At 67.3% G+C, this 9,914-nt stretch carries 14 protein-coding genes; 9 read left to right on the top strand and 5 right to left on the bottom strand.

Annotation, left to right across the window (positions count from 1 at the left end; all coding sequences use genetic code 11):
- From ACWIHY_RS35555 to ACWIHY_RS35540, 4 genes are all read left to right on the top strand, one after another.
- A partial coding sequence (locus ACWIHY_RS35555; protein ID WP_454380545.1) for a zinc ribbon domain-containing protein occupies positions 1-213 on the top strand: 213 nt, incomplete at its 5' end.
- Between the two features lie 250 nt (positions 214-463).
- Positions 464-1,696, top strand: a complete 1,233-nt coding sequence (locus tag ACWIHY_RS35550; RefSeq protein ID WP_454380544.1) for an alpha/beta hydrolase — start codon at positions 464-466, stop codon at positions 1,694-1,696.
- A 254-nt stretch (positions 1,697-1,950) separates the two neighbouring features.
- Positions 1,951-2,247 carry a VOC family protein gene (locus ACWIHY_RS35545; protein WP_454380542.1) on the top strand — a complete coding sequence of 99 codons (297 nt, stop codon included), beginning with the start codon at positions 1,951-1,953 and terminating at the stop codon, positions 2,245-2,247.
- A gap of 59 nt (positions 2,248-2,306) precedes the next feature.
- Complete coding sequence (locus ACWIHY_RS35540; RefSeq protein ID WP_454380540.1) at positions 2,307-2,726, top strand: VOC family protein; 420 nt, start codon at positions 2,307-2,309, stop codon at positions 2,724-2,726.
- A 246-nt stretch (positions 2,727-2,972) separates the two neighbouring features.
- On the opposite strand, the gene ACWIHY_RS35535 is transcribed toward ACWIHY_RS35540, so the two are convergent.
- The gene (locus ACWIHY_RS35535; RefSeq protein ID WP_454380539.1) at positions 2,973-3,131 is read right to left on the bottom strand and encodes a hypothetical protein; all 159 of its coding nucleotides are present in this window, start codon (positions 3,129-3,131) and stop codon (positions 2,973-2,975) included.
- A gap of 188 nt (positions 3,132-3,319) precedes the next feature.
- Positions 3,320-3,934, bottom strand: a complete 615-nt coding sequence (locus ACWIHY_RS35530; RefSeq protein ID WP_267010215.1) for a hypothetical protein — start codon at positions 3,932-3,934, stop codon at positions 3,320-3,322.
- A 247-nt stretch (positions 3,935-4,181) separates the two neighbouring features.
- On the opposite strand from ACWIHY_RS35530, the gene ACWIHY_RS35525 reads away from it, so the two are divergent.
- Complete coding sequence (locus tag ACWIHY_RS35525; RefSeq protein ID WP_454380537.1) at positions 4,182-4,616, top strand: tyrosine-type recombinase/integrase; 435 nt, start codon at positions 4,182-4,184, stop codon at positions 4,614-4,616.
- A 30-nt stretch (positions 4,617-4,646) separates the two neighbouring features.
- On the opposite strand, the gene ACWIHY_RS35520 is transcribed toward ACWIHY_RS35525, so the two are convergent.
- Positions 4,647-5,441 carry a hypothetical protein gene (locus tag ACWIHY_RS35520; RefSeq protein WP_454380536.1) on the bottom strand — a complete coding sequence of 265 codons (795 nt, stop codon included), beginning with the start codon at positions 5,439-5,441 and terminating at the stop codon, positions 4,647-4,649.
- A gap of 107 nt (positions 5,442-5,548) precedes the next feature.
- A complete protein-coding gene (locus tag ACWIHY_RS35515) occupies positions 5,549-5,782 on the bottom strand; it encodes a helix-turn-helix domain-containing protein (RefSeq protein WP_454380534.1) in 234 nt (77 codons plus the stop codon).
- 512 nt (positions 5,783-6,294) lie between these two features.
- Here ACWIHY_RS35515 and ACWIHY_RS35510 point away from each other — a divergent pair.
- From ACWIHY_RS35510 to ACWIHY_RS35495, 4 genes are all read left to right on the top strand, one after another.
- Positions 6,295-6,504, top strand: a complete 210-nt coding sequence (locus tag ACWIHY_RS35510) for a hypothetical protein (protein ID WP_454380532.1) — start codon at positions 6,295-6,297, stop codon at positions 6,502-6,504.
- An 11-nt stretch (positions 6,505-6,515) separates the two neighbouring features.
- Positions 6,516-7,037: a DUF6879 family protein gene (locus ACWIHY_RS35505; RefSeq protein ID WP_454380550.1), complete on the top strand. Its 522-nt coding sequence runs from the start codon at positions 6,516-6,518 to the stop codon at positions 7,035-7,037.
- Entirely contained in the window at positions 7,034-7,993 is a 960-nt protein-coding gene (locus tag ACWIHY_RS35500; protein ID WP_454380530.1) for a helix-turn-helix domain-containing protein, read from the top strand. The genes ACWIHY_RS35505 and ACWIHY_RS35500 overlap by 4 nt, the downstream gene beginning before the upstream one ends.
- Positions 7,994-8,051: 58 nt before the next feature.
- Positions 8,052-8,851 (top strand): IS5 family transposase gene (locus ACWIHY_RS35495; RefSeq protein ID WP_454380549.1). Its coding sequence is split into 2 segments (ribosomal slippage): positions 8,052-8,387 and positions 8,390-8,851, totalling 798 coding nucleotides; the frame shifts between segments, so codons are not numbered across the junction.
- A 411-nt stretch (positions 8,852-9,262) separates the two neighbouring features.
- Here ACWIHY_RS35495 and ACWIHY_RS35490 read toward each other — a convergent pair.
- Positions 9,263-9,844: a hypothetical protein gene (locus ACWIHY_RS35490; protein WP_454380553.1), complete on the bottom strand. Its 582-nt coding sequence runs from the start codon at positions 9,842-9,844 to the stop codon at positions 9,263-9,265.
- Positions 9,845-9,914: the final 70 nt, after the last annotated feature.

Below are 9,914 nucleotides of genomic sequence, written 5' to 3'. Positions count from 1 at the left end.
CCGCTGGTCTACGTCGATCCGGCGTACACCAGCCAGCAATGCTCCGAGTGCGGTCACATCGACCGGAAAAACCGTGTCGATCAAGCGACGTTCGCATGCCGGTGCTGCGGGGCCCTCATGCACGCGGACGACAACGCGTCCCACAACATCGCCCGCAAGGGCAAGACCGTGTGGACTGAGGGGCGTGAGTCACGCGTCCCAGCCACCCCATAACGGGTGCCTTGGACGGAGGAGCCAACCCAACAGCCAGTTGGGCGCTACCTCCAAGCCCGGCCCCTTCAGGACCGGGTCAAGTTGACAGATTTCCATCATGCTGCTCCCGGACCCGCGTAGCTCTGGAGGGCTACGCCGCAGGATGGCTCCTGCGGGGGACGCAGAGGACTGCCCCGGAACGCCAATCTCGTGGCGTCCAGTACGGAGGCTTAGTCCGCCTCCCGCACACCCATTCCCAAGGAACACCGCCATGTTCACAAACCGACGCCCGGCCGCTTTGCCGGCGGCCATCCCTCCCGGCAGGGTCAAGAGGACGCTGCGCGTCGTGGTCGCTCTGATCGCTTCCGTCGTGGCCTTCCTGACCACCACGATCATGCTGGGTGCATACTTTCCGGCGATCCCCAAGGCCGGTGTGATCGGTCCAGTGCTCGGCGGCCAGTACCCCTTCCACATAGCCATCCTCGCTCTAGTCGGCGTCCTCCTGGGAGCCTTGGCCTGGCGCAGCGGCCTGGCGCGCTGGGGCCGCGTCCTCACCGCGGTCACCACGCTGTCCATCGTGGCCGCGCTGGCCATCGGCGGCATCCAGTTCAGTGCCGCACAGAAGGCGGGTACGAAGGTGTCCTTCGGCGAGATCTTCAGTCAGCTCGCCTACCCCAACGCCACCCCGGACACGACCCAGGTGTACGCCGCCCGCGACGGCCAGGCGCTCAAGGCTGACCTGTACCTGCCCAAGCACAGCCGGAACAGCAAGGTGCCGGCCATCCTCCTTGCCCATGCCGGAGGCTTCCGCACCTTCGACAAGAGCGACCTGCGCGGTACGGGACGCTGGCTGGCCGACCACGGTGTGGCGGCCATCGCCGTCGACTACAGCCTGGCCACCCCCAGCCGACCCACCTGGAACGCCGCCCCGCAAGACCTGCTATCCGCCCTGAGGTGGGTGCAGGACCACGCCGACGATTACAGCGTCGACCTCTCCCGCATCTCCATGGGCGGCATGTCCGCCGGTGGCACTCTCGCCATGAACACCGCCTACCGCCTCCAGAACGGCACGATCCATGCCACCGACGGCCCCACCCCCAAGCCCCCGTCCTCCGTCGTCGGCTTCTACCCCGGCACAGACGTCACCCAGATGTGGAAAGAGAACGTTTCAGGCTCCCGCGAGGCCGCAGAACTCTTCACCGGCGGTACCCCTGACCAGTACCCCGAGCGCTACCGCGAAGTCTCCCCGACCACCGACATCCGAAAAGGCCTGCAACGTACGCTGCTCGTCGTGGGCGACCGCGACCGCAGCGCCCGTCCCGAAACCATCAAGGGCTTTGCCGCATCACTCCGAGCCGACGGCGTAGACACCACATTCAAGGAACTGCCCTTCGCCGAACACGCCTTCGACGACGCCTACGGCAGCCTCACTTCGCAAACCAGCCGCCAGATCCTCCTCGACTTCCTCACCAAGGGCAACCTGCAGACCCGCCCCTCTTTGTGAACCGTTCCGGGTTCAGTAGAGACTCGATTCCATGAAAGGATCGAGTCATGGCTCGCCCTTCCTCCTATCCCCTTGAGCTGCGCAAACGAGCGGTCCGACGCCCCAGATACCCGGTCCTGCCGCCCGATCTCCCCGCGGTCCGACCGGGGTTCCACGCCCAGATCTCCCGCACCGGCGCGCGAACACCCTGAACTCCTCGCCGACGTTCACCGGTTCGCGTCCGTGATGCTTCCCCACACCGACGAGGAGCCGCGATGCCGCGCCGCCTTTCCTATCGCCAGGGCACGCCCAATTGGGTGGAACTGCTGACCACCGACCCGGAGGGGGCTCGGTCCTTCTACGGCCGGTCGTTTCACTGGGAGTTCGAAGAGCGACCGATGTACGGGGGCTCGGCCTGCTCGGTGGCGGTCATGAACGACGGCGTGGTCGCCGCCCTGGTCTCTCCAGCCCCTGGCACGGCGACGCAGGAAACCTCTGCGACCTGGCGGACCTACCTCGCCGTCGATGACGTCGACGCCACGGCGACCGGCTTCGAGGCGGCCGGCGGCTGACGCCGCCGGTCGATGCCCTGGAATCCGGCCGGGTCGCGTTCGGGGAGGATGTCATCGGAGTGGGGGTCGGCCTGTGGCAGGCGAAGGACCACATCGGAGCCACGGTGGTCAACGAGCCCGGCGCCTTCATCTGGAGTGAGCTCATGACCCCCCGCACGGAGGCGGCGGCGGCGTTCTACGAGCAGGTCTTCGGCCTCACCACGACGACCGTCGATCTGGCCGGCACCCCCTTCACGGGCTTCACGGTGGGCGGGGAGATGATCGGCGGGCTCATCCCTCCGCAGCGCGAGGGCGTCCAGCCTCGCTGGATCGTCTACTTCTGCGTCGCGGACGTCGACGAGGCCGTCGAGCGCGTCGGGAAACTCGGCGGAGCCGTCGTTCACGGTCCGATCGACACCCCCGTCGGGCCGTTGGCTGCGCTGCGCGACCCGCAGGGAGCAGCGTTCAGCATCTGGGCCTTCAACGGGGAGACGCAGTAACAACGACCCCGCAAGGTGTCGATCTCCGCACGGGGGGTGAAGGCATCGCCGGGAGGTTGCCGTCAGTGAGCAGCGGGCGTGTCCAGCCAACGGGACAGACCCATCGTCCGAAGCGATGGAAGAGCTGGAATTGCTGCTCCTTCGGGCAGGGAGCCTGCGGCCCAGGGCGTTCGAGTGCGCCAGGAGTTCGTGGTCCGTGCACCAACGAGGCTCCCCGGCGGAAGAGTCGAGAGTCAGACGTCTCGCTCAACCGCCGGGGAGCCTTATCCGTTCTGCGTCGAAAACGGGCGTGGCAGCCGCGGCCGGCCGCGTGTCCAGGGCGTGGGAGGCGGGAGCGGCGCCGAGCACAGACAGGACAGCGAGGACGAACGCGGGCAGACCGCGCCGCATCAGGTTCTTGATCACATGAGTGGGTCTAGCGCGGCCCTCGTGGTCTGCGACAGGGCGTGAGCAACCAACTCACCCGTGTGGGCGGCTGGATTCACCGCGGAAACGATCACTTCGCACCACACCAGCGCCGAACGCGACAGGACATTCACGCCAGGCAGGGACTGGAACCGCAGCATCAACCACCGCGCCGGTCCCCGGTCCGGTCAGTGGAACACGACGGCGCGACCGGTGGCGATGCTCGTGCGGCACACCTGGTACAGCTGGTGCCAGGCGGACCTCTCCATGTCGAAGAGGTCGTCGGATGCGGTGTCCAGGCGGGCCCTCTCCTCGTCTGAGAGGTGCCGGTCCCGGTCGAGCCGGACTCCGATGGCGGGAGCGAAGCCGCACAGTTCGGCGAGCAGCTGCTGACTGGAACCGACCATCCCGCCGCCCTCCACCTGCTTCTCCGCCGGTAGGAAGAGTGGATCGTCAAAGTCGACCGGCACGTAGAAGCCCGCACTGTCCGAGTGGCACAGGAGGTGGGAGCTCATCATCGTTGACTCGTCGAAGACCTTGTCCTCGTCGCGTTCGTACTGCTCAGCGCTGGTGGCCGATGCGGGCGTGACGGACTCGCCCCGGGCCGCCAGCACGAAGACGCGGCGCAGGTGGTGCAGGTGGCTGGTGGGGAAACTTATGAAACGCAGACGTGACGGCTCGTCCAACGCCGGCTCCTGCCAGACGATTCCCTCATCGGCCAAGGCCCGGCTGAGAAGGTCGAATCTTTCCTGCCAGCGTACGAGCGCCTCGTGCTCCTCGACGCCGGCCATGTTCTGAAGCATGCCAACCGAAATATGAAGTCCCATGGCCGGAAGGCTAGACGCCGGCTCTGACAGTCACGGCAGCAACCGTCGGGCGGCGGTCTCGGCGCCGTCACTCGCACCGCTTCGACGACGAGCGCGGCACGAGCCGTCACGGCGGGCCGGAGGGTGACTAGCCGACCCAGCCCTACTACAACTCGTCAGCCTCGACATCGGCGAGCCCGTCGAGTGCGACGAGGGCTACCTCGTCTCGATCTACCGGGTGAAGATGAAGAATTTCACGGAGTCGGCTGTCCCCTACGGCAAGAATCCTGCGACCTGCCCCGTCCGGGCACTGCGCTCCCTGATCGCCGCCATGCGGGAGGCGGGCCGCGCCGAGGGGCCGCTGTTCGTCCGGATCGACCGGCACGGGCGGGTCGCGCCGCCGATGATGCGGCACGGCAAGCCGATTGGGGACCCGTCCGGCCGGCTCACCCCCGACGCGGCTTCCGACGTCGTCGAGCGCCTGGCCGAGGCCGCCGGCTTCGAAGGGCGATGGCGCGGCCACTCGCTGCGCCGCGGGTTCGCCACGGCAGCCCAGCGTGGGGGAGTTCCGATGGTCCGCATCGCGCGGCAGGGCGGATGGGCGGATAACTCGACCTCCCTGGCCCGTTACTTCGACGAAGGCGACCCATGGGAGGACAACCCCGTCATGGGGCTGTGAAAGCTGCAGAGCGCTTGCCGGCAGCAGTGGTCACCGATCTGTCTCCTCATGCTCCTCTGCCTCGTCGGCGCCTGTAGTCGCGCTTGCCTCCTCGTCGGGTCCGCGGACCTGAAGTTCACGGGCAGTGAGGCGGCCGACAGCCTTCGGTAGATCCCCAATAAGGAGACGCTCGACGGCATCCGGCGACAGAGGAACTTCTCGCCCTTCGAGGAGCCTGCGGCGCAACTCGATTTGAACCTTGGCCAGATCGGCCTCGTTGTCGGCGATGGCGGACAGTCGTCGGCGTCGGGGCCCCCAGTCCTGAATGATCCTCAGGAGAGCTGCCAGGGCGAGTGATGCGGCACCCGCCTCTGCGAGGATCTCCGCACCGAAGGGATTCCGGTAACTGATCGACCGGAATCGGTACGGCTCACGAGGAAGGCGCCGCGACATCTCGTCGTCCCGAAGCAGGTCGATGAGTCTGCTCCACGGAAGCGGGGCTCCAGGCCAAGCCGCCAACAACGCTACGGGCAAGTGTTCCCTTGGCACCGGCATCCCGCGAGCGCGCCACGTGTATTGCAGGTACTGCTCCAGTTCTACAAGGTCTCGACCTTCGTCCTCAACGCTGCCCGGAAGCTCCCGTCGGCGAGCTTCTTGTATGAGGCCACGCACCCCGCCTTCCCGCAGCGTGGCCATCACCTGGTTGTCGGCCTCGCTGCGCGCCACGTGAGTAGCCATTTCGAGGGCACTTTGCGCAACAACCTCAATATCGCTGACGAGGCTTGCCATGAGTGACACGGGAGCCCTGCTGCCTACATCGAGGGTGAATCCATGCACCTCTGTCATACGTTTCAGCCTGTGGCGTTGACTTCGGAGGCGCCATCTCAGGCGTCCATCTGGGGGGGTAACACAAGTCAGTGGCGCCAAGCTCTCCTTCGCGATGCGCTGAGGAATCAGGCCGCGCGGCGCCAAGGGTGATCAGCCCCTGCGTCCGTAACCGCCGCGCCGTACAAGAGCGCCTGCTCGTCGTCGCCAAGCTCGAGCGCCTCCGCTATCCGCTTGGCGACAGTCAGGGACGGCGAGCGGTCCCCTGCCTCGAGATGCGCCACGTACCCGCCGGACAGCGCCACCTTGAGCGCGGTTTCCCGCAGCCCCAACCCGGCCCGCTCCCGCGCCTGTCGCAGCATGGGGCCCAGCTCTATCGGCGGAGTACGCCTATGCCTGATCTCCACCTGCGCGAGTACGGCAGGGCGAGGGCGAGGGGCTGACCATGACCACACCGGTAGTGCGCTGGACCCTCCCCAGGGGTGACGGGGACGGCGGCTTCAGCTGCCCCCAGTGCGGCGCCACGTACCCGCTGACGCTCGCTCTCGACCTCGAGGACCAAAGCCCCGAGCCGACCTACTTCGAGTGCCCAGACGGCCACCTGTGGCCAGAGCCGGCGTTCCCTCGGGCTCCTCGGCGCAAGCATGCTGCGCAGTGCGATCAGGACCAACCCGAACTTCTTCGAGCAGCTGCCCTTGATCCGGGCCATAGCTGCCGCAGACGACGTCCAAGCCCACGGCCGCCCATAGGCCCGGCGGTCATTCCCGCGGCCCCTCTCTCCTTCGGGTGGGAGGGGCTCTTTCGTGTTTCTAGATCACCGAAATATCGTGCACCCCTCGGCACTTCGCCGGGTACGACCGAGAGGGGAACCCTCATGGCCCGCAAGCTGCGGATGCTCGGCACCAACTCCAAGACCGGCGAATGCCCCACGCTGTACGAGGACGTCGACAGCGGGGAGATCCTGGTGCAGGGCTACACCGTCACGGACCCCGACGTGCTCGCACAGATGGCGAACCCCCTCGAGGGCGAGTCGCTCGTCGTCGTCGACCGCGCCCTGCTCGTCAACTTCGCCCTCAAGGAATGACCTTGGACGTCGTGCCGGCCGCCGGAATCCTCGACTTCTTCCGCAACGGATTCGAGCACACCGCTTGGCGGCTGGAGACCCGCCGGGCCTACGCAGCAGACCAGGGCAGCGACGAGTACCGCCGCTTCCTCACGGGAATCGACCCACCGCCCGATACGGCGGGGCCCTGGTTCGTCAACGCTCGGGAGCAAACCCGTAAGGGCAAGCGCATCGAGCGGGTGCGCCTAGTCGACGAGCCCGCAACGGACAACCAGCGCTATCTCCTGGCCACCACGCCGGACAACCTGACCGTCGGCGAAGACATCCGGTACATGCACCGGTCGCAGGCCGAGCAGCTCGGCCTGCCGGACTTCGACTTCTGGCTGTTCGACTCCCGCATCTTGGCCCGCTTCAACTGGGAGGACGCCTGCCGTCGTATGGAGCTGACCACCGACGCGGGGCACGTCCTCGCAGCCTGCCAGGCCCGTGATGCGGCATGGCACTACGCAGTGAGGTACGAGGAGTTCACCGCAGGGGTACGTTCCCGTGTGTGAGCACTGACTACCAGCAGGCCAGGGTCGCCCTCGGTGCCCGGCTGCGCGAGCTGCGCACCGAGGCCGGGCTCACCGTCCGCGGCCTGGCCGGAGTGTGCGGATGGGCGCCGTCGAAGATCTCGAAGCTGGAGAACGGGAAGCAGACGGCGACGGGCGCGGACCTCGAAGCGTGGGCCGCGGGCGTCGGCCGGCCTGAGGCTGCGACTGAGCTGAAAGGCCGCCTCGCCGGGTTGGAGTCGACGTACCGTTCGTGGCGGCGGCAGTTGGCCGGCGGACACCGTGCCGTGCAGGACGCGCTCGGCGCGCAGCACGAGAGGACTCGCGTGTTCAGAGGCTTCACCTCGGTCATCCCGGGTGTCTTCCAAACCCCGGAGTACGCGCGCAGCGTGCTGTCCCGGTACGCCGAGCTGCACGGTGCGACGCGGGATGTAGAGGCAGGGGTCACGTCTCGACTGCGACGCCAAGAGGGCCTGTACGTGCCAGGCAAGCAGTACCGCGTGCTGATGAGCGAGTCGGCGCTGCTCGCGCGGATCTGCCCGCCCACCGTCCTCGCCGACCAACTCGACCGGCTGATGTCCGTCAACGGGTTGTCGACCGTAGAGCTCGGCATCATCCCCCTCTCCGCGGACGTTCGGATTGCGGCGGGCGACGACTTCTGGATCCATGACGACCGGCTCGTCATCGCCGAGTCGTGGCATGCGGAGATGTGGCTCGACTCGCCGGAAGACGTCGCCCTGTACCGGAAGGTGTGGGACGCGCTCGGCGCTGGAGCGGTCCGAGGGCGGGACGCGCACCGGATCATTGCCCGCGCGCGGGCCGTGCTGATCTCTTCGAGAAAGGAGCGAGGCCGCGCTGGTCACGGCAAGGGGTACCCGCAGCGCACCGTGCGGCCTCAGGGTCCATCCAGACACCGGCAGAGCGCAATGAAACAACCAAAAGCGGCATATCTAGATTGAATCTGACTAAGACGTCATCTCATTTGGCTGGTTCGGTAGGCTGTCGGTCGTGGTGGGGATCGTTGAGCGGCTGGTGCCGGACGAGTTGTGGGAGTTGTTCCAGCGGGTGGTCCCGGAGGCGCCGTCACGGCCTCAGGGCGGTGGCCGGCGTCGGCATGGTGACCGGGAGGTGCTGGCCGCGATCGTGTTCGTGGCCACGTCAGGCTGCACCTGGCAGCAGTTGCCTACGGCGTCGTTCGGGCCGTCAGGGGCGACGGCTCATCGGCGATTTGCCGAGTGGACGAAGGCCAGGGTGTGGGCGAAGCTTCACCGCCTGGTCCTCGACGAACTCGGCTCCCGTGGTGAGTTGGACTGGTCCCGCTGCGCAATCGACTCGGTGAACATGCGGGCCCTGAAAAGGGGGACCTGACAGGTCCGAATCCTGTCGACAGGGGCAAGTACGGGTCGAAGATCCACTTGATAACCGAGCGGACTGGTCTGCCCCTGTCCGTCGGAATCTCCGGGGCGAACCTGCACGACAGCCAGGCTCTGATCCCTCTGGTGAAGGGCATACCGCCGATCCGCTCCCGCCGCGGACGCCGACGACGCAAGCCGGCCAAGCTCCACGCCGACAAGGGCTACGACTACGCCCACCTGCGGCGATGGTTAAGCGAGCGCGGCATCACCCACCGCATCGCCCGCAAGGGCATCGAGACCTCGCAGCGACTGGGCCGCCACCGCTGGACCATCGAACGCACCATGGCCTGGCTCGCCGGCTGCCGACGCCTCCACCGCCGATACGAACGCAAAGCCGACCACTTCCTCGCCTTCACCAGCATCGCCTGCACCCTCATCTGCTACCGCCGACTCACCAAATGAGATGATTTCTAATTAATGAATACAAATCGCCTGGATGCGTTCAGCCAGAAACAAAGACTGGATGCGGCAAGCCGCTCTGCTGTGTATCGCTTCAGACTGGGCGAACACCGACGTCCGACGAAGTGCGGGTTGGTGCCTATGGCTGCCCTTGTGACAACGGGATTCAGCGGTAGCCACAGAGATCTACGACGTACGGCGTCGACGGCCCGGGGTGGGCGGCCGTTCCTGACCGCCCGTGCCGTCGGGGCGGTGCTGTGGATGCTGACCGCCGGCGGCGGGAAACCCCAGGCGTGCCAGGCTGCTCGACGTCGTCTCCCCTCCGTCTGCGTGGCCCTGACGAGAGTCTCGTGACAGGCATCCCAGGCGGCGCCCCGGCACCAGCGCATGGGCAGCAGAGGCACCTCCTCCAAGTCATGCCTGGTGGCCGACCAGGCGTGAGTGAGTGGCTGTCACCATGCCGAGGTACGGGGCGACGAGCCCTGGTTCCCGCTCCGCGATCGCCTGCCAGATCGGAAGGGCTTCCCTGATGCTGTCCCTGGCCGCCTCCAACTCGACGTCCGCGAGCAGCCGGGTTCTGGCATGCGCGTACAGCGAGAAGGCGAGGTGATCCTCGTGTGTGGCGCGGTGACCGGCGGCCAGCCTACGGCTGAGGCCGACCGCTTGCGCGGTGGCGCGTAGGGCCTCCTCGTATCCGGCCTCAGCCAGCCGCAGGCCGTGGTGCGGCAGTGCCCAAGCGAGGACGGGGTCATGCGACACCGCTTCCACCTCCACCAACTGCTCGCAAAGGGCGACCGCTTCTGCGGACACGCCGAGGGCTTCCTCCTGCGTCTTCGGGTCGATCGCCAGGAGCCGGCCGAGGAGGACAAGGGAGAAGGCCAGCAGTTTCGCGTACGCGGGGTGGGTGTCGGCCAGGCCGCGGGCGATGCTGACGGCTTGCCGGGCGCGGGGCAGGCCCTCGGCCGCACTCAGGCCCTCCTCCGCCTCGCCCGCCAACGCATCAGCGTCCTGTTCGCCATGCTCCGCGACGGCACCGTCTACGAACCTCGCGAGCCCAGGACCGCCA

It is taken from the genome of Streptomyces sp. NPDC055287 (assembly GCF_053646035.1).
The sequence above is the reverse complement of the archived record's forward strand: the minus strand, read 5'-3'. Positions and strand labels throughout refer to the sequence as shown.

Coding starts and splice junctions, on each gene's coding strand:
- ACWIHY_RS35550 (WP_454380544.1), top strand. CDS start 464: ATGTTCACAAACCGACGCCCGGCCGCTTTGCCGGCGGCCATCCCTCCC.
- ACWIHY_RS35545 (WP_454380542.1), top strand. CDS start 1,951: ATGCCGCGCCGCCTTTCCTATCGCCAGGGCACGCCCAATTGGGTGGAA.
- ACWIHY_RS35530 (WP_267010215.1), bottom strand. CDS start 3,934: ATGCTTCAGAACATGGCCGGCGTCGAGGAGCACGAGGCGCTCGTACGC.
- ACWIHY_RS35525 (WP_454380537.1), top strand. CDS start 4,182: ATGAAGAATTTCACGGAGTCGGCTGTCCCCTACGGCAAGAATCCTGCG.
- ACWIHY_RS35520 (WP_454380536.1), bottom strand. CDS start 5,441: ATGACAGAGGTGCATGGATTCACCCTCGATGTAGGCAGCAGGGCTCCC.
- ACWIHY_RS35515 (WP_454380534.1), bottom strand. CDS start 5,782: ATGCTGCGACAGGCGCGGGAGCGGGCCGGGTTGGGGCTGCGGGAAACC.
- ACWIHY_RS35510 (WP_454380532.1), top strand. CDS start 6,295: ATGGCCCGCAAGCTGCGGATGCTCGGCACCAACTCCAAGACCGGCGAA.